This window comes from Bradyrhizobium guangxiense (genome assembly GCF_004114915.1).
Lineage (GTDB): Bacteria > Pseudomonadota > Alphaproteobacteria > Rhizobiales > Xanthobacteraceae > Bradyrhizobium > Bradyrhizobium guangxiense.
The window spans coordinates 3,946,140-3,971,504 of the sequence record NZ_CP022219.1 but is presented as its reverse complement, the minus strand read 5'-3'; the positions used below and the strand labels follow the sequence as shown (position 1 = coordinate 3,971,504).

Below are 25,365 nucleotides of genomic sequence, written 5' to 3'. Positions count from 1 at the left end.
GACAGAAAGAACAGGAAGCAAGCCGATGCGCTCCGGAGTGATCGCACAAAAGGTCGGGATGACGCGGGTCTTCACGGAGGCCGGCGAACATATCCCCGTGACCGTGCTGAAGCTCGGCAATTGCCAGGTCGTAGGCCACCGCACCGAAGAGAAGAACGGTTACGTCGCGCTCCAGCTCGGTTCTGGCGCCCGCAAGACCGTTTACATGCCCAAGGCTGAGCGCGGCCAGTTTGCGGTCGCCAAGGTCGAGCCGAAGCGCCGGGTCGAGGAATTCCGCGTCACCGCGGATGCGATGATCCCGGTCGGCGCCGAGATCCAGGCCGACCACTTCGTCGTCGGCCAGTTCGTCGACGTCACCGGCACCTCGGTTGGTAAGGGGTTTGCCGGCGGTATGAAGCGTTGGAACTTCGGCGGTCTGCGCGCCACGCACGGTGTGTCGATCTCGCACCGCTCGATTGGTTCGACCGGCGGCCGTCAGGACCCCGGCAAGACCTGGAAGAACAAGAAGATGCCCGGCCACATGGGTGTCGACCGCATCACCACGCTCAACCTTCGCGTCGTCCAGACCGATGTCGAGCGCGGTCTGATCCTCGTCGAGGGCGCCGTTCCCGGCTCCAAGGGCGGCTGGATCCGCGTGCGCGACGCCGTCAAGAAGCCGCTGCCGAAGGAAGCTCCGAAGCCCGGCAAGTTCAAGGTTGCTGGCGACGCGGAAGCCGCTCCGGCTGCGCAGGAGGCGTGAGATGGAATTGAAGGTCACCACCCTCGAAGGTAAGGAAGCGGGCTCCGTCCAGCTCTCCGACGCCATTTTCGGTCTCGAGCCGCGCGAGGACATCATCGCGCGCTGCGTGCAGTGGCAGCTCAACAAGCGCCAGGCCGGCACGCACAAGGCCAAGGGGCGTGCCGAGATCTGGCGCACCGGCAAGAAGATGTACAAGCAGAAGGGCACCGGCGGTGCTCGTCACGGCTCGGCCCGCGTGCCGCAGTTCCGCGGCGGCGGTCGCGCCTTCGGTCCGGTGGTGCGCTCGCACGCCACCGACCTGCCCAAGAAGGTCCGTGCGCTTGCGCTCAAGCATGCGCTCTCGGCCAAGGCCAAGGACGGCGATCTCGTCGTGATCGAGAAGGCTGCGCTGGAAGCCGCCAAGACCAAGGCGCTGCTGGGCCACTTCTCGGGCCTCGGGCTCACCAACGCTCTGATCATCGACGGCGCCGAGCTCAACAACGGTTTTGCTGCTGCGGCCCGCAACATCCCGAACATGGACGTGCTGCCGATCCAGGGCATCAACGTCTATGACATCCTGCGCCGTCAGAAGCTCGTTCTGACCAAGGCCGCCATCGATGCGCTGGAGGCGCGCTTCAAATGAGCAAGAACATCGAGCCTCGCCACTACGACGTGATCCTGTCGCCGGTCGTGACCGAAAAGGCCACGATCGCCTCGGAGCACAACAAGGTGCTGTTCAAGGTGGCCGCCAAGGCGACCAAGCCGCAGATCAAGGAAGCGATCGAGAAGCTGTTCGACGTCAAGGTCAAGAGCGTCAACACGCTGGTCCGCAAGGGCAAGGTCAAGGTCTTCCGCGGCAATCTCGGTTCTCAGTCGAACAGCAAGCGCGCGATCGTGACCCTCGAAGAGGGTCACCGGATCGACGTCACCACCGGTCTGTAAGGTCGCACGACGATGGCACTGAAGACATTCAATCCCACGACGCCGGGCCAGCGCCAGCTGGTCATGGTCGATCGTTCGGCCCTCTACAAGGGCAAGCCGTTGAAGGCGCTCACCGAGGGCAAGAAGTCCTCGGGCGGCCGCAACAACACCGGCCGCATCACCGTGCGTTTCCGCGGCGGTGGCCACAAGCAGACGCTGCGCACCGTGGATTTCAAGCGCGAGAAGATCGATGTCCCCGCGACCGTCGAGCGTCTCGAGTATGATCCGAACCGCACCGGCTTCATCGCGCTGATCAAGTATCAGGACGGCGAGCAGGCCTACATCCTGGCGCCGCAGCGCCTGGCCGTGGGCGACACCATCATCGCCGGCAACTACGTCGACGTGAAGCCGGGCAACGTCATGCCGCTCGGCAACATGCCGGTCGGCACCATCATCCATAACATCGAGGTCAAGATCGGGAAGGGCGGCCAGCTCGCCCGTTCAGCCGGCACCTACGCCCAGCTCGTCGGCCGCGACCAGGACTACGTCATCATCCGCCTTAACTCGGGCGAGCAGCGTCTGGTGCACGGCCGTTGCCGCGGCACGATCGGCGCGGTGTCGAACCCGGATCACATGAACACCTCGATCGGCAAGGCCGGTCGCAAGCGTTGGATGGGCCGTCGCCCGCACAACCGTGGTGTCGCGATGAACCCGATCGACCATCCGCACGGCGGTGGTGAAGGTCGTACCTCGGGCGGTCGTCACCCGGTCACTCCGTGGGGCAAGCCGACCAAGGGCAAGAAGACCCGCACCAACAAGTCGACCAACAAATTCATTCTCCTAAGCCGCCACAAGCGGAAGAAGTAAGGAACGCCGGACATGGTTCGTTCAGTCTGGAAAGGCCCGTTCGTCGAGGGTTCTCTGCTCAAGAAGGCAGATGCCGCGCGCGCGTCCGGCCGTCACGACGTCATCAAGATCTGGAGCCGTCGCTCGACGATCCTGCCGCAGTTCGTCGGCCTGACCTTCGGCGTCTACAACGGTCAGAAGCACGTGCCGGTGGCCGTCAACGAGGAAATGGTCGGTCACAAGTTCGGCGAGTTCTCGCCGACCCGGACCTTCCATGGCCACTCCGGCGACAAGAAAGCCAAGAAGGCTTGAGGATTAAACGATGAGCAAACCTAAGCGCGAACGGAGCCTCGCCGACAACGAGGCCAAGGCGGTCGCCCGGATGCTGCGGGTGAGCCCGCAGAAGCTCAACCTGGTCGCCCAGCTCATTCGCGGCCGGAAGGCTGCTGCTGCGCTCGCCGATCTGCAGTTTTCGCGCAAGCGGATCGCGGTCGACGTGAAGAAGTGCCTGGAATCGGCTATCGCCAACGCCGAGAACAACCACGACCTCGACGTCGACGATCTCGTCGTGGCGCAGGCTTTCGTCGGCAACGGCCTCGTGATGAAGCGCTTCGCCGCGCGCGGCCGTGGCCGCTCGGGCCGTGTCTACAAACCATTTTCGCAGCTGACGATCATCGTTCGTCAGGTCGAAGCTGAAGCCGCCGCTTAAGGGCGCAGGAGAACACGATGGGTCAAAAGATCAATCCGATCGGTCTGCGCCTCGGCATCAACCGTACCTGGGATTCCCGCTGGTTCGCCGGCAAGCAGGAATACGGCAAGCTGCTGCACGAGGACGTCAAGATCCGCGAGATCCTGCACAAGGAGCTCAAGCAGGCGGCCGTCGCCCGCATCGTGATCGAGCGTCCGCACAAGAAGTGCCGCGTCACCATCCACTCGGCCCGTCCGGGCGTGGTGATCGGCAAGAAGGGCGCCGACATCGACAAGCTGCGCAAGAAGGTCGCGGACATCACCTCGTCCGACGTGGTCATCAACATCGTCGAAATCCGCAAGCCGGAGCTCGATGCGACGCTGGTGGCTGAGTCGATCGCGCAGCAGCTGGAGCGCCGCGTGGCGTTCCGCCGTGCCATGAAGCGCGCCGTGCAGTCGGCGATGCGTCTCGGCGCGGAAGGCATCCGCATCAACTGCTCGGGTCGTCTGGGCGGTGCGGAAATCGCGCGCATGGAGTGGTACCGCGAAGGTCGCGTGCCGCTGCACACGTTGCGCGCCGACATCGACTACGGCGTTGCGACCGCGTTCACGACCTTCGGCACCTGCGGCGTCAAGGTCTGGATCTTCAAGGGCGAGATCCTCGAGCACGATCCGATGGCCCAGGACAAGAGAATGGCCGAAGGCGAGACGGGTGGCAGTGGTGATCGTGGTGGCCGTCAGCGCCGCGATACGGCTGCAGCCTAAAGCCGCACAGGAATTTGAGGGCTTAAAGCCATGATGCAACCTAAGAAAACGAAGTTCCGGAAGGCGCACAAGGGCCGCATCCACGGCGTCGCGTCTTCGGGCGCGACGTTGGCGTTCGGCCAGTTCGGCCTGAAGGCGACCGAGCCTGAGCGCGTCACCGCGCGCCAGATCGAAGCCGCTCGCCGCGCGCTGACCCGCCACATGAAACGCGCCGGCCGCGTCTGGATCCGCGTGTTCCCCGACGTTCCGGTGTCGAAGAAGCCGGCCGAAGTCCGCATGGGCTCCGGCAAGGGTTCGCCGGAATTGTGGGTGGCGCGCGTCAAGCCGGGCCGGGTGCTGTTCGAGATCGACGGCGTCAACACCCAGACGGCGCGCGAGGCGCTGACCCTGGCGGCCGCCAAGCTGCCGATCAAGACGCGCTTCGTCGAGCGCATTGCGGAGTAATGGCCATGGCCCAGATGAAGATCGAAGACATCCGCGCGATGAGCCCCGACCAGCAGGATGACGCCATCCTGAACCTGAAGAAGGAGCGCTTCAACTTGCGCTTCCAGCGTGCCACCGGGCAGCTCGAGAACACCTCGCGCCTGCGCGAAGCCCGCCGTGACATTGCCCGGATCAAGACCGTCGCCGCGCAGACGCGCGCGAAGAAGAAGTAAGAGGCTTACGAAGATGCCGAAACGTACTTTGCAGGGCGTGGTCGTCAGCGACAAGCAGGCCAAGACCATCGTGGTGCGCGTCGATCGCCGTTTCACGCACCCGATCTACAAGAAGACGATCCGCCGTTCGAAGAACTACCACGCGCACGACGAGAGCAACCAGTTCAAGCCGGGCGACATGGTGTGGATCGAGGAATCGAAGCCGATTTCGAAGTTGAAGCGCTGGGTCGTGGTCCGGGGCGAGCACAAGAAAAGCGCCTGATCTGTTGGCTTTAGCCGACTGACTTCAGGGAAATGTTGAGCGCCGGCTGGGCTGGCGCAAAGAGAAAGAGGACGAGGTGCATCAATGATTCAGATGCAGACCAACCTCGACGTGGCCGACAATTCTGGCGCACGCCGTGTCATGTGTATTAAGGTGCTCGGAGGCTCCAAGCGCCGCTACGCCACGATCGGCGACATCATCGTCGTCTCGATCAAGGAAGCGATTCCGCGTGGCAAGGTGAAGAAGGGCGACGTGATGAAGGCCGTCGTGGTGCGCGTCCGCAAGGACATCCGCCGCGCCGATGGCTCGGTCATCCGCTTCGACCGCAACGCCGCCGTTCTGATCAACAACCAGTCCGAGCCGGTCGGAACCCGTATCTTCGGGCCCGTGCCGCGCGAGCTGCGCGCCAAGAACCACATGAAGATCATCTCGCTCGCGCCGGAGGTGCTGTGATGGCTGCGAAGATTCGCAAGGGCGACAAGGTCGTCGTGCTGACCGGCCGCGACAAGGGCCGGACCGGCGAAGTGTTTGAGGTGCGTCCCGACGCCGGTACGGCGCTGGTGCGCGGCATCAACATGGTCAAGCGTCACCAGAAGCAGACGCAGGCCCAGGAGGGCGGCATCATCTCCAAGGAGTCGCCGATCCAACTGTCCAACATTGCGTATGTCGGCAAGGACGGTAAGCCGACCCGCATCGGATTCAAGATTCTGGCGGACGGCAAGAAGGTTCGCATCGCCAAGAGCTCGGGAGCTGAGATCGATGGCTGAGGCCGCTTACACCCCGCGCCTGCGCGCGGAATACGACGCGAAGATCCGCACGGCTCTGACTGAGAAGTTCGGTTACGAGAACGTCATGCAGGTTCCGCGCCTGGACAAGGTCGTGCTGAATATGGGCGTTGGCGATTCCGTCAACGACCGCAAGAAGGCCGAGACCGCCGCTGCTGAGCTGACCCAGATCGCCGGCCAGAAGGCGATCGTGACCTATTCGCGGATCGCGATCGCGACCTTCAAGCTGCGTGAGAACCAGCCGATCGGCTGCAAGGTCACGCTGCGCAAAGCCCGCATGTACGAGTTCATCGATCGCCTGGTGACGGTCGCGCTGCCGCGCGTCCGCGACTTCCGCGGCCTGAATCCGAAGAGCTTCGACGGCCGCGGCAACTACTCGCTCGGCATCAAGGAGCACATCATTTTCCCCGAGATCGACTTCGACAAGGTCACGGAAGCCCGCGGTATGGACATCACCGTCTGCACCACGGCCAAGACCGACGAAGAGGCGAGGGCCTTGTTGACCGCTTTCAATTTCCCGTTCCGGCAGTGAGACGCTGACCTAAAGCCTCTCAAACGCGGATACCCAGGAGCCAAGCATGGCAAAGAAGAGTTCAGTCGAGAAGAACAACCGGCGCAAGCGGATGGTGAAGAACGCCGCCGCCAAGCGCGAGCGGTTGAAGGCGATCATCGCCGACAAGACGCTGCCGATGGAGGAGCGGTTCGCCGCGACCCTGAAGCTGGCGGAAATGCCGCGCAACTCGTCGGCGACCCGCATCCGCCTGCGTTGCGAGCTGTCGGGCCGTCCGCGCTCGAACTACCGCAAGAACAAGCTGTCCCGTATCGCGCTGCGCGACCTTGGCTCCAAGGGCATGGTCCCGGGCCTCGTGAAGTCCAGCTGGTAAGGAGGGTCGTTTAGATGTCTACGCACGATCCAATCAGCGATCTGATCACCCGTATCCGCAACGCGCAGATGCGCTCCAAGACCAAGGTCTCCACGCCTGGCTCGAAGATGCGCGAGAACGTGCTCGAGGTCCTCAAGACCGAGGGCTACATCCGTGGCTACGCCACGCTCGAGCATTCCTCGGGCCGCAGCGAGATCGAGATCGAGCTGAAGTATTTCGACGGCGAGCCCGTCATCCGCGAGATCGAACGTGTCTCCAAGCCCGGGCGCCGTGTCTACGCCTCGGTGAAGAACCTGCCGCGGGTCAACAACGGGCTCGGCATTTCGGTGTTGTCGACGCCGAAGGGGATCATGGCCGACCACAGCGCGCGCGACGCGAATGTGGGCGGTGAAGTCCTCTTCACGGTGTTCTGAGAAGGATTTTTGATCCATGTCACGTGTTGGCAAAAGGCCTGTGGCGGTGCCGTCCGGTGTTACCGCGACCGTCGATGGGCAGACCGTCAAGATGAAGGGGCCGAAGGGCCAGCTTCAGTTCGTCGTTCATGACGACGTCGAGGTGAAGCTCGAGAGCGGCCAGATCAAGGTCAAGCCGCGGCTCGAGACCAACCGCGCGCGCGCGCTCTATGGTACTGCTCGCGCCCAGGTCGCGAATCTGGTCGAGGGCGTCACCAAGGGCTTCGAGAAGAAGCTCGAGATCACCGGCGTCGGTTACCGCGCCGCGATGCAGGGCAAGAACCTGCAGCTCGCGCTCGGCTACAGCCACGACGTGATCTACCAGATCCCGGAAGGGATCACGATCGCGGTGCCGAAGCCGACCGAGATCACGGTGTCGGGCAGCGACATCCAGCGCGTCGGCCAGGTCGCGGCCGAGATCCGCAGCTATCGCCCGCCGGAGCCCTACAAGGGCAAGGGCGTGAAGTATGTTGGCGAATTCATCTTCCGCAAGGAAGGCAAGAAGAAGTAACGGAGCCGGTCATGTCCAAAGCCAAGGTTACGAATGCCCGGCGCAAGCGGAGTGTGCGGCTGAAGCTGCGCCGCTCCGGTGGTGGCCGTCCGCGTCTGTCGGTGTTCCGTTCGTCCAAGCACATCTACGCCCAGGTCATCGACGACCTGAAGGGCGAGACGCTGGCCTCTGCCTCGTCGCTCGAGAAGTCGATGCGCGACGGCGGCAAGACCGGCGCCGACATCGATGCGGCGAAGGCGGTCGGCAAGCTGCTGGCCCAGCGCGCCGCCGAGAAGGGTGTCAAGGAAGTCGTGTTCGATCGCGGCAGCTATCTCTATCACGGGCGCGTCAAGGCTCTCGCCGACGCGGCGCGTGAGAGCGGGCTGAGCTTCTAACAGAATTTGAGGATTGAGGCGTAAGCCTCTGAAGGATTGGAAAAACCATGGCAGCTGAACGCGAACAACGTGGTGGACGCGATCAACGCGGCGGCGGACGTGAACGCAGGGAGCGCGAGGAGCGCGACAGCGAGTTCGTCGACAAGCTCGTCCACATCAACCGCGTGGCCAAGGTCGTCAAGGGCGGTAAGCGCTTCGGTTTCGCAGCGCTGGTCGTGATCGGCGATCAGAAGGGCCGCGCCGGCTTCGGTCACGGCAAGGCGCGCGAGGTGCCCGAGGCGATCCGCAAGGCCACCGAATCCGCCAAGCGCAACCTGACTCGCGTGTCGCTGCGCGAGGGCCGTACGCTGCATCACGACATTGCCGGCCGTCATGGCGCGGGCCGTGTCTACCTGCGTGCAGCTCCGGCCGGTACGGGCATCATCGCCGGCGGCCCGATGCGCGCCGTGTTCGAGACGCTCGGCGTCCAGGACGTGGTTGCGAAGTCGATCGGCTCCTCGAACCCCTACAACATGGTTCGCGCAACCTTCGACGCGCTGAAGCATCAGGATTCGCCGCGTTCGGTCGCAGCCCGCCGCAACATCAAGGTGTCCACCCTCCAGTCCCGCCGTATCGGTGGCGACGCCGAGGCGGCTGCCGACTAACGGAAGCTTTTCGGAGTAGACTCCCATGGCCAAGGCCGCAAAGACGATCAAGCTCGAGCAGACCGGCAGCGCGATCCGCCGCCATCACTCGCAGCGTTCGACGCTGATCGGGCTCAAGCTCAACAAGATCGGCCGCACCAGCGAACTGCCTGATACCCCGGCGGTTCGCGGCATGATCGAGAAGGTTCACCATCTCGTCCGCATCGTCGACGAGAAGTAAGCAAGGGCGCATGATCCCGAAGGGCGGGCTACCCGTTTTCGGCGAAGATCAGGCGCAAGACACAAGGAGAAGGGCGATGAAGCTCAGCGATATCGCCGACAACGCCGGCTCGCGCAAGAAGCGTATGCGCGTCGGCCGCGGCATCGGTTCGGGCAAGGGCAAGCAGTCCGGCCGCGGCGGCAAGGGCCAGACCGCGCGTTCGGGCGTGCGCATCAAGGGTTTCGAAGGCGGCCAGATGCCGATGCATCGCCGTCTGCCCAAGCGCGGCTTCAACAACATCTTCCGCGTCGAGTTCGCCGAGATCAATCTCGACCGGCTCCAGGAAGCGGTCGATGCCAAGAAGATCGACTCGGGCAGCGTCGTGAACGTGGAGGCCCTGGTGAAGGGCGGCGTGCTGCGCCGCGCCAAGGCCGGCCTGCGGCTGCTCGGTCGCGGCGAGCTCAAGTCCAAGCTCAACATCGAAGTGCACGGTGCCACCAAGACCGCGATCGCCGCGGTCGAGAAGGCCGGCGGTTCGGTCAAGATCCTCGCCCCTGCCAAGGAAGAAGGCGAGGCGGCGTAACAACTGCGTCATTGGCCCGCGGCTCGCGGGCCTTTACGCATGCGGGACGTGGACTTATCGAAGCCGAGCCCCAGATAATGTCCGGCGTCCGCTAGAGCATGATCCGGAAAAGTGTGACGCGGTTTTCCGGAAAGATCATGCTCAAACGACAGCCTGAAGCGCGATATCATCGCGCTTTAGTAGCCCGGCCGCGGGCATGACGGCGCAATAGGCGGCGGGAGAAAGTCCAAGATGGCCTCTGCAGCGGAACAACTGGCAGCCAATCTCAATTTCGGTGCGTTTGCCAAGGCTGACGAACTGAAGAAGCGCATCTGGTTCACCCTGGGTGCGCTGCTCGTTTATCGGCTCGGGACCTATATCCCGCTGCCCGGCATCGATCCCAACATCTGGGAGCAGGTGTTCCGCTCCCAGGCGGGCGGCATCCTCGGCATGTTCAACATGTTCGCCGGCGGCGGCATTCACCGCATGGCGATCTTCGCGCTGAACATCATGCCGTACATCTCGGCCTCGATCATCATCCAGCTCCTCACCACCGTCTCGCCGCAGCTCGAGGCGCTGAAGAAGGAAGGCGAGGCCGGCCGCAAGACGCTGAACCAGTACACCCGCTACCTGACTGTGATCCTGGCCGCGTTCCAGTCCTACGGCATCGCGGTGGGCCTCGAGGGCGCCGGCAACGTCGTCAGCGATCCCGGCATGTTCTTCCGCCTGTCGACCGCGATCACGCTGACCGGCGGCACCATGTTCCTGATGTGGCTGGGCGAGCAGATCACCTCGCGCGGCATCGGCAACGGCATCTCGCTGATCATTCTCGCCGGCATCGTCGCCGAGCTGCCCGCGGCGCTCGCCAACATGCTCGAGCTCGGCCGTCAGGGCGCGATGTCGACCGGTCTGATCCTGGTCGTCATCGTCATGGCCGTCGCCGTGATCGCCTTCATCGTGTTCGTGGAGCGCGCGCAGCGCCGTCTCCTGATTCAGTATCCGAAGCGCCAGGTCGGCAACAAGATGTTCGAGGGCCAGTCCTCGCATCTGCCGCTCAAGCTCAACCCCTCCGGCGTGATCCCGCCGATCTTCGCGTCCTCGCTGCTGCTGCTGCCGACCACGGTCGCGAATTTTAACGCGGGCAGTGGACCGGAGTGGTTCCAGTGGATCACCACTCAGCTCGGCCACGGCCGTCCGCTGTTCCTGATCATGTATCTGGCGCTGATCGTCTTCTTCGCCTTCTTCTACACCGCGATCGTGTTCAACCCGACCGAGACCGCGGACAATCTGAAGAAGCACGGCGGCTTCATTCCGGGCATCCGCCCGGGCGAGCGCACCGCGGAATACATCGACTATGTGCTCTCGCGCATCACCGTGCTCGGCGCGATCTATCTGGCGATCGTCTGCTTGATCCCGGAGATCCTGATCTCCTACGCCTCGGTGCCGTTCTATTTCGGCGGTACCTCGCTGCTGATCGTCGTCAGCGTGACCATGGACACGGTGGCGCAGGTGCAGGGCTATCTGCTGGCCCATCAGTACGAAGGCCTGATCCGCAAGTCGAAGCTGCGCGGCCGCCGCCGCTAAACGCATCCTCTCGGGCGGCGCAACTGCGCCGCCGATTCGCGGTGCGAGCAACGTGGTGCGTCCGCGACTGCCGTTGTCGGGCCGCTCGGCCGCATCCGCAGAGCGGCTCTCACTGTGCGCAATCCCTGATTTCAAAGCCTTCTTGGCGTCCGCCCATTCGCTCCCTTATGATATGGGTAGCGGTGCAGCGCTGATTGTGGTTTGCACCGTTCTTGATCTTCAAACACAGGTGCGCGACGTATCGCTCACCAATCCTGGGGGCGTACGCCGATGAGAATTATACTTCTGGGACCGCCGGGGTCGGGCAAGGGGACCCAGGCGCAGCTCTTGGTGCAGCGCTATGGCATCGTCCAGCTCTCGACCGGCGAGATGCTGCGCGCCGCGGTTGCGGCGGGGACGCCGGTCGGGCTGAAGGCCAAGGAGATCATGGCCAGCGGCGCCCTCGTGCCCGACGAGGTCGTGGTCGGGATCATCTCCGACCGGATCGACCAGCCGGACGCCAAGAACGGCTTCATCCTCGACGGCTTCCCGCGCACCGTGCCGCAGGCCGAGGCGCTGGACGAGCTGCTCAAGGCCAAGCACCTCAAGCTCGACGCCGTGATCGAGCTCCGTGTCAACGAGAGCGCGCTGCTGAGCCGTGTCGAGACCCGCGTCGCCCAGATGCGGGAGCGCGGGGAGGAGGTCCGGCTCGATGACACCCCCGAGGTCCTGACCAAGCGACTCGCCAGCTACCGCAGCCAGACGGAACCGCTGATTCACTACTATTCCGAGCGGCGGAAGCTCTCCACCATCGACGGCATGATGGCGATCGACGAGGTCACCCGCGCCATCCATCGCCAGCTGCTGGCGCTGGGGGCGGTCGAGCCCAAGACCCATGCCAGGAGCGCAGCGAAGGCGGCGCCGGCCAAGAAGGCCAAGGCGGGGACCAAGGCAGGGAAGAAGGCGGCCGCCAAGCCGGCGAAAACGGCCAAAAAGGGTGCCAAATCGGCTAAAAAGGCCGCCAAGTCAGTGGTGAAGGGCCCAAAGAAGGCGGCCAAGAAACCGACCAAGAAGGCCACCAAGAAAGCCGTCAAGAAGGCAGCCAAGAAAGCCACCAAGAAGGCCGTCAAAAAGGGTGCCAAAAAGGCCGCAAAAAAGGTCACGAAAAAGCGAGCCAAGCGCTAGCAGCGGTTGACGAAAGCCCCCGGAATCCCCTAATAAGCCCCGCATCCAAGTCGGATAGTTTCAGACGATGCCGGGCCCCAGGAAGACCGGGGGTGGGCGTCGTGTTCGCGTTTGTGAACACCTGCCCGAGAAAGCAAGCACTTAAAGCCCGATTCCTGACGAGGGATCGGCAACAGGAGAGAAGGCCGTGGCCCGTATTGCCGGCGTGAACATTCCCACCAACAAGCGCGTGCTGATCGCGCTTCAGTACATCCATGGCATCGGCCCGAAGATCGCCGGTGACATCATGGAGAAGGTGAAGATCCCCGAGGATCGTCGCGTCAATCAGCTCAGCGACGCCGAAGTGCTCCAGATCCGCGAAGTGATCGACCGCGACTATCTCGTCGAGGGCGACCTGCGCCGCGAGGTGGGCATCAACATCAAGCGTCTGATGGACCTCGGCTGCTATCGCGGCCTGCGTCATCGTCGCGGTCTGCCGGTGCGCGGCCAGCGCACCCACACCAATGCGCGTACGCGCAAGGGTCCGGCCAAGGCCATCGCCGGCAAGAAGAAGTAAGTTTTCGCATCCAATCGCGGCGTGTGGCGAAAGGGGATGACCCGTTCGCCGCGCGCTTTTCGTTCCACAGGTGTAGCCGCTGGCATTACGGCGGCGTTTGAGATCTTCAGGAAAGGGACTCAATGGGCAAGGAAGCCACCCGCGTTCGTCGTCGTGAGCGCAAGAACATCGCCTCCGGCGTCGCGCATGTGAACTCGTCGTTCAACAACACGACCATTACCATCACCGACGCGCAGGGCAACACGATCGCTTGGTCCTCCGCCGGCACGATGGGCTTCAAGGGCTCGCGCAAGTCGACCCCGTACGCCGCGCAGGTTGCCGCCGAGGACGTGTCCAAGAAGGCGCAGGAGCACGGCATGCGTACGCTGGAAGTCGAGGTCGCCGGCCCCGGTTCGGGTCGTGAGTCGGCTCTCCGCGCGCTCCAGGCCGCCGGCTTCACCGTCACCTCGATCCGTGACGTCACCACGATCCCGCACAACGGTTGCCGTCCCCGCAAGCGTCGTCGCGTTTGATTTTGACAAGTTGCGGGCGCATCGGCGCCCGCAATGACTTTGCAAGAAGCCGCGGGAATGCTCTGCGGCCTTTCTCCAACGCCAGTGTTTGATGCCTCAAATTGACTGGCCTGTATGGGTGAAACAGTGACGATCCAGAAAAATTGGCAAGAACTGATTCGGCCGAACAAGCTCCAGGTCACGCCCGGCAGTGACCCCTCGCGTTTCGCGACCATCGTCGCCGAGCCGCTCGAGCGCGGCTTCGGCCAGACCCTCGGCAACGCGCTGCGCCGCATCCTGCTCTCCTCGCTCCAGGGCGCGGCGGTGCAGTCGGTGCACATCGACGGCGTGCTGCACGAGTTCTCCTCGATCGCGGGCGTCCGTGAGGACGTCACCGACATCGTGCTCAACATCAAGGACATCTCGATCAAGATGCAGGGCGAAGGCCCCAAGCGCATGGTCGTGAAGAAGCAGGGCCCGGGCGTCGTCACCGCCGGCGACATCCAGACGGTTGGCGATGTCGTCGTGCTCAACCCGGACCTGCAGATCTGCACCCTCGACGAGGGCGCCGAGATCCGCATGGAGTTCACGGTCTCGACCGGCAAGGGCTACGTGCCCGCCGAGCGCAACCGTCCCGAGGACGCGCCGATCGGCCTGATCCCGGTCGACAGCCTGTACTCGCCGGTCCGCAAGGTCTCCTACAAGGTCGAGAACACCCGCGAGGGCCAGATCCTCGACTACGACAAGCTGACCATGACGATCGAGACCAACGGCGCGATCTCGCCGGATGATTCGGTGGCCTACGCTGCCCGCATCCTGCAGGACCAGCTCAACGTGTTCGTCAACTTCGAAGAGCCGCGCAAGGAAGTCGCCCAGGAGATCATCCCGGACCTCGCCTTCAACCCGGCCTTCCTCAAGAAGGTGGACGAGCTCGAGCTGTCGGTGCGTTCGGCCAACTGCTTGAAGAACGACAACATCGTCTACATCGGCGACCTCGTGCAGAAGAGCGAAGCGGAAATGCTCCGCACCCCGAATTTCGGCCGCAAGTCGCTGAACGAGATCAAGGAAGTGCTGGCTCAGATGGGTCTGCACCTCGGCATGGAAGTGCCGGGCTGGCCGCCGGAGAACATCGACGAGCTCGCCAAGCGCTTCGAGGATCACTACTGAGCGCAGCATGATCCCGGAAAAGTGCAAAGCGGTTTTCCGATAAGGATCATGCTCAAACAAGAAAGCGAAAGCGCGTCGCGCTTTCGCGGGCGAACGCAGGAAGCCCACCTGAAAACCAGTCGCTGAACCACCGCGACACAATCGAAGAAGGACTACACACATGCGTCACGGCAAGGTTCATCGGAAGCTCAACCGCACAGCCGAGCACCGCAAGGCGATGTTCGCCAACATGGCGGCCGCGCTGATCAAGCACGAGCAGATCGTCACCACGCTGCCGAAGGCCAAGGAGCTCCGCCCGATCGTCGAGAAGCTCGTCACCCTCGGCAAGAAGGGCGGCCTGTCGCTGCGCCGCCAGGCGATCTCGGAGCTGCGCGACGTCGATATGGTCAGGAAGCTCTTCGACACGCTCGCGACTCGCTACAAGGACCGCCAGGGCGGCTACACCCGCATCATCAAGGCCGGCTTCCGCTACGGCGACAACGCCGCGATGGCCGTGATCGAGTTCGTCGATCGCGACGTCGATGCCAAGGGGCAGGATTCCGGCCCGGTGCAGGAAAAGGAAGCCGAGGCGGCGTAAGCCGACCGGCAGCCAAGTTTTCGGAAAGCGGCGCCCCCGGGCGCCGCTTTTTTTATGGCGCGGCCATCGTCTCCCGAGCAACGTCTTTCCCTGGAAAGCGGTCGACTGAGCGCCTGGAGCGATCACCAAATCAAACGTGCGATTGCGCAAGACGTGGCGTGAGGCGGGCACAAGCTGGACTCGCCGCTGGTGTATGCTGCCGTTGGATCGCATCCCTCATTGACAGGTCGACGCGCTACGCTTTGCCCACCTTTGCCGCACTGCTGTCATGACGCCGATCCTCACGCGTCGGTGAGGGACGATTGAAGCTGCCTGCGCCGCGCACGATATCTCGGTCAACCCCTATGGAGACGACGCATGAACATCGACCTTTCCGGAAAAACTGCGCTGGTGACCGGCTCGACTGCGGGCATCGGCCATGCCATCGCCAAGGGCTTGGCGGCCTCCGGCGCCAGCGTCGTGATCAACGGTCGCGGCCAGGACAAGGTCGATGCGGCCGTGCGCAAGCTGGAAGGGGCGGGCGCCAAGGTGCGCGGCATCGCTGCCGACGTCTCGACCGCTGTGGGCTGCAAGGCGCTGGTGGCTGCTCTGCCCAAGGTCGACATCCTCATCAACAATGCCGGCATCTTCGAGCCCAAGGACTTCTTCGACATTCCCGACGAGGACTGGAGCCGCTTTTTCGAAGTCAACGTGATGAGCGGCGTGCGGCTGTCGCGCGCGTACATGAAAGGCATGCTCGAGCGCAATTGGGGCCGCATCGTCTTCATCTCCTCGGAATCCGGGCTCAACATTCCCGTCGAGATGGTCCACTACGGCATGACCAAGACGGCCCAGCTCTCGGTCGCGCGCGGCCTCGCGCAGCTCACCCGCGGCACCGGTGTCACCGTCAATTCCGTGCTGCCGGGCCCGACCATGTCGGAGGGTGTCGAGACGTTCGTGAAGGATCTTGCCAAGCAGAACGGTCAGTCCGTGGACGAGGCCGCCGCCAATTTCGTCAAGCAGCATCGGCCGAGCTCGCTGCTGCAACGCTTCGCCAGCGTCGAAGAGATCGCCAACATGGTGGTCTACGTTGCCTCGAAGGAGGCGTCTGCCACCAATGGCGCCGCGCTGCGCGCGGAAGGCGGCATCGTCAATACGATCGCGTAAGGCCCCGTCGCGTGTCAGCCTATGTGATCTCCGAGGTCGAGACCCGCGACAGGGCCGCGATGGAGCCCTATCGTACGCTGGCCGCGCAGAGCATAGCGCGATATGGCGGCCGCTATCTTGCGCGCGGCGGTGCCGCTGAGGTGGTGGAGGGCGGCCCGCCGCCCAAGACCATCATCATCGTGGAGTTTCCCTCCATGGCCCGCGCGCGCGAATGGTTCAAATCGCGCGAATATGCCGAAGCGCTCAAGCTGCGAGAGACCGCATTGGAGCGGCGGCTCATGTTCGTCGAGGGCGTTGTCCCGGCCTACCTGATCTGCTCACTTGCGGCTTCAATTCGGACCCCAACGCGCTTAAACGGGCCTGCATGCTCCGGTCCCTGTCGCCCCGCCATAAACGCCTGTTCAGGCTGACGTCCGCGCGATGGCAGCGGCAGGCCATCTTCCTGCTCGGCGGTATCGGCGTTGGCGCGGCGGCTGTGGCTCTGGCGCAACTCGCCGATCTGGCGCAGCATGCTTTCGCGCTGCTGCTGGCGAAGTCGCGCTACGCCGTGCTGGTGGTGACCCCGCTCGGCTTCATGCTGTCCGCTTACCTGACCATCCGCCTGTTTCCCAACGCGCAGGGCAGCGGCATCCCGCAGGCGATCGCCGCACGCCATCTGACCGATCAGAGGGCGCGCGAGGGTCTGGTGTCGATCCGGATCGCGGTCGGAAAAGTGATCCTCACTCTGTTCGGTCTGTTGTGCGGCGGCTCCGTCGGCCGGGAAGGACCCACGGTGCAGGTCGGTGCCTCCATCATGTTCGCGCTCGGCCGCGTCTCGCCGCGCCGCCAGCCGGGGCTGATCCTGGCCGGCGCCGCCGCAGGCGTTGCCGCGGCGTTCAACACGCCGCTGGCCGGCATCGTATTCGGCATCGAGGAGATGAGCCGCGCTTTTGAGACCCGCACCTCCAGCCTCATCATTGCGGCGGTGATCGCGGCCGGCCTGACCTCGCTGGCGCTGGCGGGCAATTACGCCTATTTCGGCAGCAGCGCGACGTCTTTGGCGCGTGGCACGGATTGGCTGGCGGTTCCGCTCTGTGGCGTGGCAGGCGGCCTCGCCGGAGGCCTGTTCAGCCGCATCGTTATCGCGATGGCGCGCGGGTTTAAGACTCCGCTTGGACGCGCGATCAAAGGCCATCCCCTCTGGTTTGCATTCGCGTGCGGCATCGCCGTCGCGATCTGCGGCCTGGTCTCTGGCGATACGATCTACGGTACCGGCTATGAGCAGGTGAAGACGGCATTGGAGCATGGTTCGGCCTTGCCGCAGGATTTCGGCGTGCTCAAGCTCGTCGCGACGACCTTTGCTGCGATCAGCGGCATACCGGGCGGCATTTTCTCGCCGTCGCTGGCCGTCGGCGCCGGCATCGGCAGCAACATCGCCTCGTTCTTCCACGACGCGCCGCTCGGCGCGATCATGCTGCTCGGAATGGTCTCGTACTTCGCTGGCGTGGTGCAGGCGCCGATCACGGCGTTCGTAATCGTGACCGAGATGACGGACAACCATGGCATGGTCGTGCCGCTGATGGCGGCCGCGCTGATCGCGCATGTGACCTCGCGAATGATCTGCGAGGAGGGCATCTATCACGCACTGGCAAAAGGCTTTGTCGAACGGGCAACGCCTCCTGCGCAGGATAGGGCGCCGTAGGATGGGCAAAGCGAAAGCGTGCCCACCACCTTGGTAGCGTGTCGGGAAGATGGTGGGCACGGCGCAACTGCGCCCTTTGCCCCCAAAGCATGATCCGGAAAAGTGCGAAGCGGTTTTCCGGAATGATCATGAACAGCCCTCAAGCGCGATGATGATTTAAATCTCATCGCGCTTTGGGACGCCATTACCACCCCTCGAGCACGATCTTGCCGCGCGACTTGCCGCTCTCGAGCAGCGCATGGGCGCGCTTGAGGTTGGCGGCGTTGATTGTGCCGAAGGTCTGGTCCAGCGTGGTGCGCAACACGCCCTTGTCGATGAGGTCGGCGACGTCGTTGAGCAGATGATGCTGCGCGATCATGTCCGGCGTCTGGAACGAGGAGCGCGTGAACATCGATTCCCAGTGCACCGAGATCGCCTTGCCCTTGAATGTGCTCATGGCAAATTCCGGGGGATCGTCGATCAGGCCGAACTTGCCCTGCGGTGCCATGAATTCCGCGATCGCCTTGTAGTGCTGGTCGGTGAAGGTGAGGCTGGCGACCAGCGCGACCGGCGGCAGCTTCAATTTCTCGATCTGCTCCTTCATCGGTTTGCCATGGTCGACGACGGCATGTGCGCCGAGATCGAGGCACCATTTCTGCGATTCCGGCCGCGTCGCGGTGGCGAGCACCGTGAGGCCGGTGAGGCGGCGGGCGAGCTGGATCAGGATCGAGCCGACGCCGCCGGCGCCGCCCGTGATCAACAGCGTGCGCGGATCGACGCTTTTGCCCGGCACCGCGCCGAGCCGGTCGAACAGCAGCTCCCAGGCGGTGATGGAGGTGAGCGGAAGGGCGGCGGCCTGGGCGAATGACAGGCTCTTCGGCTTGCTGCCGACGATGCGCTCGTCGACCAGATGGAATTCGGAATTGGTGCCCTGGCGCAGGATCGAGCCCGCGTAAAACACCTCGTCGCCTGGCTTGAACAGCGAGACCTCGGGCCCGACGGCATCGACCACGCCAGCCGCGTCATAGCCAAGGATCTTGATCTCGCCCTCGGGCGGGGCGGCGCGCTTGCGCACCTTGTAATCGACCGGATTGGCCGAGATCGCCTTCACGGCGACGCGGATGTCGCGCCCTTTGGGCTCGGATTTTGCGGTCTCGAAATCGATCAGCGATTCCGCCTCCTCGATCGGAAGCGATTTCTTGTAGCCGACGGCTTTCATGGCATGTCTCCATCAGATGGCGCGCAGCTTGGCATGGGCGCCTGACCTGCTAACTGTCTCCCTGGCTTCGATTTGGCAAGTACTGTAAATTCGGGGATATAGTCCCTGTTTGGATACTATTGGGAAAACTCCGCATGAAACGGCGCAATTTTGCCCGTCGTCCCGGCTGCTCGGTCGAGGCGACGCTGGATCTGATCGACGGCAAGTGGAAGGGGGTGATCCTCTATCACCTGCAGAGCGGCACCCAGCGTTTCGGCGAGTTGCGCCGCCGGATGCCGGGGATCACCCAGCGCATGCTGACAAAACAGCTTCGCGCGCTGGAGGAGGACAATCTCGTCATCCGCAAGGTCTACGCCGAAGTACCGCCGCGAGTGGAATACTGCCTCTCCGAACTCGGTGAGAGCCTCAAGCCGGTGATCGACATTTTGAAAGCCTGGGGCGAAAGCCACCAGCAGCGGCTCTCCTGCGCGCCGCCGCCGGTGGTCGTCAAGAAGAAGCGCGCGGCGTGAAGAGGCGAGGTACGCGGTGCAGACCCTGACCTCTCCCCGACGGGGAGAGGTGAAAGATCAGAACGCGAACTGCGTGCGCATCGCGATGGCGTCGTATTTCGAGCCGACATCGGCGGTCGAGACCGGCGAGGCCTGTCGCGACACGGTGCCATGCAGATAGTCGAGCATAAAGCGGACGTTGCCGTTGACGTACCAGTTGAGCGCCAGCGTGTAGACGGTCTGCCGTCCACCGGCGACGCCGTTGGCGGTCGCGAGCTGGTTGTTGAGGTCGATCGTCGAGAAGCGTCCCGCGATTTCCCACGCGCCCCAGCCGCCGCCGTCGAGGGAGAATGGATGCGCCGGCTTGACGCCGCCATAGGCCGCGCTCGCCGCGTTGTAGGACCGGCTCTCGCCGGTCAGCACGTAGCCGGCCTGGGCATAGCCGCCCTGGAATTTCAGGCTCGGTGCACCGACCAGCGGCACGCTGGTGTTGGCGTTGCGGTCGATGTTGTACCAGAAGTATTCGCCCTGGACGATGAACGGGCCATAGGTCGCGGCCGCCTCGACGCTGTAGACCTGCGCGCCCGAGACGTTGGGGATCGCGCCGGTGGAGATCAAGGCGGTCGGATCGATGCGCAATTCCGGACGGTCGCTGAGCGCGAGCGTTTGCGTGTTGGCGACGAGATTGCGCGGCGGCTGGATCAGCCACTCTGCGTCAGCGCCGATATGGACGGAGTAGTCCTTGCCGCTGATCGGGTTGCCGGCGATACGCGCCACCGCGCCGTATTGCTCGCTGGTGCCCACAGGCGCAGCGCTCGATGCCGAGTGGATCGCGCCGGTCGACGGTCCCGTGACGTAGCCGCCGATCCAGAGCTGGTCGCTATACCAGCGCGTGCCGATCGCGGAGCGGAAGTCGCCCGCGGCGATGTTGGTGGCGACGATGCCGGCCGAGGCGCGCTCCATGAACAGCGTGTCGTTGGAGCTGGTGGCTTCGTCCATGGTGTAGGGCAGGTCCATGATGCCGCCCTCGATCGCCATCTTTCCGCCGAACGGCTTCAGGCCGGTATAGCTGAGATAGGCGTTCTCGACGCCGGACACGGCCCCGCCAGGCAGGGAGCCTGGCGCCGCGCCGCCGAAACCGTCGGAGGAGCCGCCGAAATCGTAGATCAGCGCGAAATTCCAATCGTTGAAGAACTTGCCGGCGACGCCGATGCGCGCGCGGCGGACGTTCTGGCCGCTGTCGAGCTTCTGCGGCACGGTCGCCGCCGTGTTGGGGCGATAGTCGTAGCCGCCGACATCCCAATGCAAGCGGCTGGTGATGGCGACGCAGTTGGCCTGGTCCGTAGTGCAGATGGTCGGCCGGTTGTTCGGCATGGTCACGACGACGCCGGACGCAGGCGCCGGTCCCTTGACGGGGATCGCCGCAGTCGCATTGGCCACGACCGCTTTCGCCTCAGAGCGCGCTTCGGCTTTGGCTTCGGCCTTTACCTCGGCCTTGGCTTTCGCCGCGGCCGCCGTGTTCGCGGCGGTCTGGCTCTGCAGCCTGTCGAGCTTCTGCTCCAGCATCTTCAGCTGCTGCTTGAGAAGCGCGATCTCCTGCTCGCTGCTGTTGGCTGATTGGGCCCGGGCTTGCGAGGCCGCCAGCGCGCCGGCGAGACCAATCGCCGCGGCTGCAATCCTTGTCTTGCTCACGTCATCACTCCCTCGTTGGACGAACTTCCCCAAGTCGCAAGCGCAGAGCCTAGGAATGGTCGATGACTGCCCCGCGACGGCGCGTGTCGATTGCGCGGTTCCCACTGATGCAATTTCGTCGCAACCGAATCCGCCGTAGCAAAGAATGCAAGATGACGCGCGTCATGCCAATGCAGGAGGACCAGCCAGTTGCCTTTTCGCACGTTCCGCTTGCATGCCGGAGCCGCCGGATGGGGGCCGAATATTGCCGCCCGCCGCCCTTCTATTGGGGGACGAACGCGCCTATATTCCGGCGTCTTTTCCAAGAGGTAGGAATGTTTCGATCGATCTCGGCTGCCGTCGTCACGGCTTTGTGCATAGCCTTTTCTGCCCAGTTCAATCCGGCTGCGGCGCAGGACCGTCGGGTCCCGTCTTCGCCGGCCGAGCTGCGGCTGTCCTATGCGCCGATCGTGCAGCGGGTGCAGCCGGCGGTGGTCAACGTCTATGCCGCCAAGGTGGTGCAGAACCGCAACCCGCTGCTGGACGACCCGATCTTCCGTCGCTTCTTCGGCGTGCCGGGCCAGCAGCAGGAGCAGGTGCAGCGCTCACTCGGCTCCGGCGTCCTCGTCGATGCGTCCGGCCTCGTCGTCACCAACGTCCATGTCATCGAAGGCGCGGACCAGGTGAAGGTGTCGCTGTCGGACAAGCGCGAGTTCGAGGCCGAGATCGTGCTGAAGGATTCCCGCACGGATCTTGCGGTACTGCGTCTGAAGGATTCGAAAGAGAAGTTTCCGGCACTCGAATTCACCAATTCCGACGAGCTGCTGGTCGGCGACGTCGTGCTGGCGATCGGTAATCCCTTCGGCGTCGGCCAGACCGTGACCCACGGCATCATCTCGGCGCTGGCGCGCACGCAGGTGGGCATCACCGATTATCAGTTCTTCATCCAGACCGATGCGGCGATCAATCCCGGCAATTCCGGCGGCGCGCTGGTCGACATGAACGGCCGGCTCGCCGGCATCAACACTGCGATCTACTCGCGCTCCGGCGGCTCGCAAGGAATCGGCTTTGCCATCCCCGCGAACATGGTGCGCGTCGTCGTCGCCTCCGCCAAGAGCGGCGGCAAGGCGGTCAAGCGGCCATGGTTGGGCGCAAAGCTGCAGGCGGTGACGCCTGAGATCGCCGAGAGCCTCGGGCTGCGCTCGCCGACCGGCGCGCTGGTTGCCAGCGTGGTCTCGAACGGCCCCGCGGCGAAGGCCGGCCTGAAGTCTTCCGATCTCATCACGGGGATCGACGGCCAGACCGTGGATGATCCCAACGCGTTCGACTATCGCTTCGCCACCCGTCCGCTCGGCGGCACCGCGCAGATCGACGTGCAGCGCGGCGGCAGGCCGCTCAAGCTGACGGTGGCACTGGAGACCGCGCCGGATGCGGGGCGCAACGAGCTCGTCGTCACTGCGCGCTCGCCGTTCCAGGGCGCGAAGGTCTCGACCATCACGCCGGCGCTTGCCGACGAGCTGCATCTGGACGCCGATACCGAAGGCGTCGTGATCACCGATCTCGGCGGCGACAGTGCGGCCGCGAGCGTCGGCTTCCAGAAGGGCGATATCATTCTGGCGGTCAACAACCAGAAGATCAGCAAGACCGGCGACCTCGAAAGGGCGGCCGGAGAGCGCCCGCGGATCTGGCGCATCACGCTGGTGCGCGGGGGCCAGCAAATCAACGTCACGCTGGGCGGATGAGTCCGAAACGACCACAACAGACGCCAACTCTGTTTGCCGCGGCGGGGCTCGACCAAGAGGCTCCGCATCCGCTGCCGGATCGGCTGCGCCCGCGCGCGCTGTCGGAGGTCGTCGGCCAGGACCACATCCTCGGTCCCGACGGTGCGCTGACGCGCATGCTGGAGACGCGCACGCTGGGGTCCCTGGTGTTCTGGGGCCCGCCCGGCACCGGCAAGACCACGGTGGCCCGGCTGCTGGCGGATGCGACGGATCTGCATTTCGAGCAGATCTCCGCGGTGTTCTCCGGCGTTGCCGATCTGAAGAAGGCCTTCGACGCCGCGCGCGCGCGCCGCGAGACGGGCAAGGGCACGCTGCTGTTCGTCGACGAGGTACACAGATTCAACCGCGCCCAGCAGGATTCGTTTCTGCCCGTGATGGAAGACGGCACAGTGGTGATGGTCGGGGCCACCACCGAAAACCCGTCCTTCGAGCTCAACGCGGCGTTGCTCTCTCGCGCGCGCGTGCTGGTGTTCCGCTCGCTCGACGCCGCCGCGATTGAAAAGCTGTTCGCGCATGCCGAGGCGGTCGAGGGCAGGAAGCTGCCGCTGGACGCCGAGGCGCGTGCGGTGCTGGTGCGCATGGCCGACGGCGACGGCCGCGCTTCGCTGACGCTGGCCGAGGAAGTCTGGCGTTCGGCGCGCGCGGACGAGGTGTTCAACGCCGCGCAGCTGCAGGACATCTTGCAGCGCCGTGCGCCGATCTATGACAAGTCGGCCGATGGCCATTACAACCTGATCTCGGCGCTGCACAAGTCGGTGCGCGGCTCCGATCCCGACGCCGCGCTGTACTATCTTGCGCGCATGCTCGATGCCGGCGAGGACCCGTTGTTCCTGGCCCGCCGCGTCGTGCGCATGGCGGTCGAGGACATCGGCCTTGCCGATCCGCAGGCGCTCGTGATCGCCAATGCGGCGAAGGACGCCTTCGATTTCCTCGGCCATCCCGAAGGCGAACTCGCCATCGCGCAGGCCGTCGTCTATCTTGCCACCGCACCGAAATCGAACGCGGTCTACACCGCCTTCGGCACCGCCATGCAGGTCGCCAAGCAGGCCGGCTCGCTGCTGCCGCCCAAGCACATCCTGAACTCCCCGACCAAGCTGATGAAGTCGGAAGGCTACGGCGCAGCTTACGAATACGACCACGACGCCCCCGATGCCTTCTCCGGCCAGGACTACTTCCCGGAAGCGCTGGGGCGTCAGACCTTCTACGACCCGCCCGAGCGAGGCTTCGAGCGCGAGATCCGGAAGCGGCTGGACTATTGGGCCAAGCTGCGCAAGGAGCGGGGCGGCTCGCGGTAGAAATGGCCATTTCGCCGTGACGGGAGCCGGCTTTTAGGGTACGCAGGCATCCATGAGCCGCCGCATCAAGAGAATGAACCCGAAGCCGCGTTCGCGTGACGAGCGCGACGATTCGCGTCCGCATCAGGCGCGTAGTGCGAAGAAGGCCGGTCCGCGTCTTGGCAAGCCCGGCGGTAAGCCGGGTGCGAAGCCGCCGCGCTTTGCCGGCGAGCGCGCCGAGCGGCGTCCGCCCAAGGCTGAGCTGGAAAGAGCCGCACCTACAAAACCCGTCGAGGCGCTGCTGCCGACAAAAGTGCAGACCGTCACAGTGACGGCCGACGAGAACAACATGCGCGTCGATCGCTTCCTCGAAGCGCGCTTTCCCGGCCTGTCGTTCTCCCACATCCAGCGCGTCGTCCGCAAAGGCGAGCTGCGCGTCGACGGCAAGCGCGTCGACAGCAAGGACCGTCTGGAGGGGGGGCAGAGCGTCCGCATTCCGCCGCTGAAGCTCGACGCGCCGAAGGCGGCAGGCCCGCTCTCGGAGGCTGCGCAGAAGACGCTCAAGGCGCTGAAGGAGATGACGATCTTCGAGGACGACGACGTCCTCGTCCTGAACAAGCCGGCGGGCCTTGCCGTGCAAGGTGGCTCGGGCATGACGCGGCACATCGACCAGATGCTGGAGGTGATGCGTGACGCCAAAGGCCAGAAGCCGCGGCTCGTGCACCGCATTGATCGCGAGACCTCGGGCTGCCTGCTGATCGCCAAGACGCGCTTTGCCGCCTCGCATCTGACCGGGGCATTCCGCTCGCGGTCGGCGCGCAAGATCTATTGGGCGCTGGTGCCGGGCCTGCCGAAGCCAAAGCAGGGACGTATCTCGACCTTCCTGGCGAAGGAAGAGAGCGAGGACGACACCATCATGCGCATCGCCCAGCATGGCGACGAGGGTGCGAGCCACGCGGTGACCTATTACGCGGTGGTGGAGACCGCCGGCAACAAGCTGACCTGGGTGTCGCTCAAGCCGGTAACGGGACGTACCCACCAGCTGCGCGCCCACATGGCCCATATCGGCCACCCCATCATCGGCGATCCCAAATATTTCAACATTGAGAACTGGGAGCTGCCGGGCGGCCTGCAGAACCGGCTGCATCTGCTCGCGCGGCGCATCATCATCCCGCACCCGCGCGGCGGCGTGATCGACGCCACCGCGCCGCTGCCGCCGCACATGCAACAGTCGTGGAATCTGCTCGGGCTGGATGCCAGCCGGTTCGATCCGATCGAGAACGCGCCGGAGGAATAGGGGCGCGCCGCGCTATCAGCGGCG

The 25,365-nt window shown here is 64.4% G+C and carries 34 protein-coding genes and 1 pseudogene; 33 read left to right on the top strand and 2 right to left on the bottom strand.

The features are described from left to right. Positions 1–25: 25 nt before the first annotated feature. The 29 genes and pseudogenes from rplC (at position 26) to X268_RS18860 (ending at position 17,632) form a co-directional block, all read left to right on the top strand. Positions 26–739 carry a 50S ribosomal protein L3 gene (rplC, locus tag X268_RS19005; protein ID WP_027564407.1) on the top strand — a complete coding sequence of 238 codons (714 nt, stop codon included), beginning with the start codon at positions 26–28 and terminating at the stop codon, positions 737–739. Between the two features lies 1 nt (position 740). Continuing rightward, a complete protein-coding gene (gene rplD, locus X268_RS19000) occupies positions 741–1,361 on the top strand; it encodes a 50S ribosomal protein L4 (RefSeq protein WP_018647243.1) in 621 nt (206 codons plus the stop codon). After that, positions 1,358–1,660: a 50S ribosomal protein L23 gene (locus tag X268_RS18995; protein WP_128926342.1), complete on the top strand. Its 303-nt coding sequence runs from the start codon at positions 1,358–1,360 to the stop codon at positions 1,658–1,660. The genes rplD and X268_RS18995 overlap by 4 nt, the downstream gene beginning before the upstream one ends. Positions 1,661–1,672: 12 nt before the next feature. Next, on the top strand, positions 1,673–2,506 hold the full coding sequence (gene rplB, locus X268_RS18990) for a 50S ribosomal protein L2 (RefSeq protein ID WP_027574056.1): 834 nt from the start codon (positions 1,673–1,675) through the stop codon (positions 2,504–2,506). Positions 2,507–2,518: 12 nt separating this feature from the next. Next, positions 2,519–2,797, top strand: a complete 279-nt coding sequence (gene rpsS, locus X268_RS18985) for a 30S ribosomal protein S19 (RefSeq protein ID WP_008136357.1) — start codon at positions 2,519–2,521, stop codon at positions 2,795–2,797. A gap of 10 nt (positions 2,798–2,807) precedes the next feature. Continuing rightward, positions 2,808–3,194, top strand: coding sequence for a 50S ribosomal protein L22 (gene rplV / locus X268_RS18980; RefSeq protein WP_028137020.1), 387 nt, complete (start codon positions 2,808–2,810; stop codon positions 3,192–3,194). Positions 3,195–3,211: 17 nt separating this feature from the next. Next, positions 3,212–3,937, top strand: a complete 726-nt coding sequence (gene rpsC / locus X268_RS18975; RefSeq protein WP_014494500.1) for a 30S ribosomal protein S3 — start codon at positions 3,212–3,214, stop codon at positions 3,935–3,937. A gap of 30 nt (positions 3,938–3,967) precedes the next feature. Then, positions 3,968–4,381 carry a 50S ribosomal protein L16 gene (gene rplP / locus X268_RS18970; protein ID WP_008136349.1) on the top strand — a complete coding sequence of 138 codons (414 nt, stop codon included), beginning with the start codon at positions 3,968–3,970 and terminating at the stop codon, positions 4,379–4,381. Between the two features lie 5 nt (positions 4,382–4,386). Next, the gene (gene rpmC, locus X268_RS18965; RefSeq protein ID WP_011088144.1) at positions 4,387–4,593 is read left to right on the top strand and encodes a 50S ribosomal protein L29; all 207 of its coding nucleotides are present in this window, start codon (positions 4,387–4,389) and stop codon (positions 4,591–4,593) included. A 13-nt stretch (positions 4,594–4,606) separates the two neighbouring features. Further along, complete coding sequence (rpsQ, locus tag X268_RS18960; protein ID WP_128926341.1) at positions 4,607–4,855, top strand: 30S ribosomal protein S17; 249 nt, start codon at positions 4,607–4,609, stop codon at positions 4,853–4,855. An 84-nt stretch (positions 4,856–4,939) separates the two neighbouring features. Then, positions 4,940–5,308, top strand: coding sequence for a 50S ribosomal protein L14 (gene rplN, locus X268_RS18955; protein ID WP_007603030.1), 369 nt, complete (start codon positions 4,940–4,942; stop codon positions 5,306–5,308). Further along, complete coding sequence (gene rplX / locus X268_RS18950) at positions 5,308–5,622, top strand: 50S ribosomal protein L24 (RefSeq protein ID WP_128926340.1); 315 nt, start codon at positions 5,308–5,310, stop codon at positions 5,620–5,622. Before rplN ends, rplX begins: the two co-directional genes overlap by 1 nt. Next, on the top strand, positions 5,615–6,172 hold the full coding sequence (gene rplE, locus X268_RS18945) for a 50S ribosomal protein L5 (RefSeq protein WP_018647250.1): 558 nt from the start codon (positions 5,615–5,617) through the stop codon (positions 6,170–6,172). The genes rplX and rplE overlap by 8 nt, the downstream gene beginning before the upstream one ends. A gap of 46 nt (positions 6,173–6,218) precedes the next feature. Then, a complete protein-coding gene (gene rpsN, locus X268_RS18940; protein ID WP_024342455.1) occupies positions 6,219–6,524 on the top strand; it encodes a 30S ribosomal protein S14 in 306 nt (101 codons plus the stop codon). Positions 6,525–6,538: 14 nt separating this feature from the next. After that, the gene (gene rpsH, locus X268_RS18935) at positions 6,539–6,937 is read left to right on the top strand and encodes a 30S ribosomal protein S8 (protein WP_027554158.1); all 399 of its coding nucleotides are present in this window, start codon (positions 6,539–6,541) and stop codon (positions 6,935–6,937) included. A 16-nt stretch (positions 6,938–6,953) separates the two neighbouring features. Next, complete coding sequence (gene rplF / locus X268_RS18930; protein ID WP_128926339.1) at positions 6,954–7,487, top strand: 50S ribosomal protein L6; 534 nt, start codon at positions 6,954–6,956, stop codon at positions 7,485–7,487. A gap of 11 nt (positions 7,488–7,498) precedes the next feature. After that, positions 7,499–7,861 carry a 50S ribosomal protein L18 gene (gene rplR, locus X268_RS18925; RefSeq protein ID WP_027554160.1) on the top strand — a complete coding sequence of 121 codons (363 nt, stop codon included), beginning with the start codon at positions 7,499–7,501 and terminating at the stop codon, positions 7,859–7,861. 47 nt (positions 7,862–7,908) lie between these two features. Beyond that, on the top strand, positions 7,909–8,505 hold the full coding sequence (gene rpsE, locus X268_RS18920) for a 30S ribosomal protein S5 (protein ID WP_014494507.1): 597 nt from the start codon (positions 7,909–7,911) through the stop codon (positions 8,503–8,505). Positions 8,506–8,530: 25 nt separating this feature from the next. Continuing rightward, on the top strand, positions 8,531–8,725 hold the full coding sequence (rpmD, locus tag X268_RS18915; protein WP_011088137.1) for a 50S ribosomal protein L30: 195 nt from the start codon (positions 8,531–8,533) through the stop codon (positions 8,723–8,725). A gap of 76 nt (positions 8,726–8,801) precedes the next feature. Continuing rightward, entirely contained in the window at positions 8,802–9,287 is a 486-nt protein-coding gene (gene rplO / locus X268_RS18910; protein ID WP_128926338.1) for a 50S ribosomal protein L15, read from the top strand. Positions 9,288–9,518: 231 nt separating this feature from the next. Then, positions 9,519–10,850: a preprotein translocase subunit SecY gene (secY, locus tag X268_RS18905; RefSeq protein ID WP_128926337.1), complete on the top strand. Its 1,332-nt coding sequence runs from the start codon at positions 9,519–9,521 to the stop codon at positions 10,848–10,850. A gap of 270 nt (positions 10,851–11,120) precedes the next feature. Beyond that, positions 11,121–12,014, top strand: coding sequence for an adenylate kinase (locus tag X268_RS18895; RefSeq protein WP_128926335.1), 894 nt, complete (start codon positions 11,121–11,123; stop codon positions 12,012–12,014). A 187-nt stretch (positions 12,015–12,201) separates the two neighbouring features. Next, positions 12,202–12,570, top strand: a complete 369-nt coding sequence (rpsM, locus tag X268_RS18890) for a 30S ribosomal protein S13 (protein WP_027574068.1) — start codon at positions 12,202–12,204, stop codon at positions 12,568–12,570. Positions 12,571–12,692: 122 nt separating this feature from the next. Beyond that, on the top strand, positions 12,693–13,082 hold the full coding sequence (gene rpsK, locus X268_RS18885; protein WP_007603045.1) for a 30S ribosomal protein S11: 390 nt from the start codon (positions 12,693–12,695) through the stop codon (positions 13,080–13,082). A gap of 114 nt (positions 13,083–13,196) precedes the next feature. Next, on the top strand, positions 13,197–14,228 hold the full coding sequence (locus X268_RS18880) for a DNA-directed RNA polymerase subunit alpha (RefSeq protein WP_100176993.1): 1,032 nt from the start codon (positions 13,197–13,199) through the stop codon (positions 14,226–14,228). Positions 14,229–14,388: 160 nt separating this feature from the next. Continuing rightward, positions 14,389–14,805, top strand: a complete 417-nt coding sequence (gene rplQ, locus X268_RS18875; protein ID WP_126258111.1) for a 50S ribosomal protein L17 — start codon at positions 14,389–14,391, stop codon at positions 14,803–14,805. A gap of 357 nt (positions 14,806–15,162) precedes the next feature. Then, positions 15,163–15,951, top strand: a complete 789-nt coding sequence (locus X268_RS18870) for an SDR family NAD(P)-dependent oxidoreductase (RefSeq protein WP_128926334.1) — start codon at positions 15,163–15,165, stop codon at positions 15,949–15,951. Positions 15,952–15,962: 11 nt separating this feature from the next. After that, positions 15,963–16,256, top strand: a pseudogene (locus X268_RS18865) (DUF1330 domain-containing protein); the annotation flags it as partial. A 59-nt stretch (positions 16,257–16,315) separates the two neighbouring features. Beyond that, positions 16,316–17,632, top strand: a complete 1,317-nt coding sequence (locus X268_RS18860) for a chloride channel protein (RefSeq protein WP_128926332.1) — start codon at positions 16,316–16,318, stop codon at positions 17,630–17,632. Positions 17,633–17,816: 184 nt separating this feature from the next. Here the strand turns inward: X268_RS18860 and X268_RS18855 are convergent, their stop codons facing one another. Continuing rightward, complete coding sequence (locus tag X268_RS18855; protein WP_128926331.1) at positions 17,817–18,830, bottom strand: zinc-binding alcohol dehydrogenase family protein; 1,014 nt, start codon at positions 18,828–18,830, stop codon at positions 17,817–17,819. Positions 18,831–18,964: 134 nt separating this feature from the next. Here X268_RS18855 and X268_RS18850 point away from each other — a divergent pair, with 134 nt between their 5' ends. Then, entirely contained in the window at positions 18,965–19,339 is a 375-nt protein-coding gene (locus tag X268_RS18850; RefSeq protein WP_128926330.1) for a winged helix-turn-helix transcriptional regulator, read from the top strand. A 57-nt stretch (positions 19,340–19,396) separates the two neighbouring features. On the opposite strand, the gene X268_RS18845 is transcribed toward X268_RS18850, so the two are convergent. After that, positions 19,397–21,010: an OprO/OprP family phosphate-selective porin gene (locus X268_RS18845; protein WP_128926329.1), complete on the bottom strand. Its 1,614-nt coding sequence runs from the start codon at positions 21,008–21,010 to the stop codon at positions 19,397–19,399. A 314-nt stretch (positions 21,011–21,324) separates the two neighbouring features. On the opposite strand from X268_RS18845, the gene X268_RS18840 reads away from it, so the two are divergent. Genes X268_RS18840 through X268_RS18830 form a run of 3 tightly spaced genes read left to right on the top strand, consistent with a single transcriptional unit; the run spans position 21,325 to position 25,341 of the window. After that, entirely contained in the window at positions 21,325–22,731 is a 1,407-nt protein-coding gene (locus tag X268_RS18840) for a DegQ family serine endoprotease (RefSeq protein ID WP_164937809.1), read from the top strand. Beyond that, a complete protein-coding gene (locus X268_RS18835; RefSeq protein WP_128926328.1) occupies positions 22,728–24,065 on the top strand; it encodes a replication-associated recombination protein A in 1,338 nt (445 codons plus the stop codon). Before X268_RS18840 ends, X268_RS18835 begins: the two co-directional genes overlap by 4 nt. A 52-nt stretch (positions 24,066–24,117) precedes the next feature. Next, positions 24,118–25,341: an RluA family pseudouridine synthase gene (locus tag X268_RS18830; RefSeq protein ID WP_128926327.1), complete on the top strand. Its 1,224-nt coding sequence runs from the start codon at positions 24,118–24,120 to the stop codon at positions 25,339–25,341. Positions 25,342–25,365: the final 24 nt, after the last annotated feature.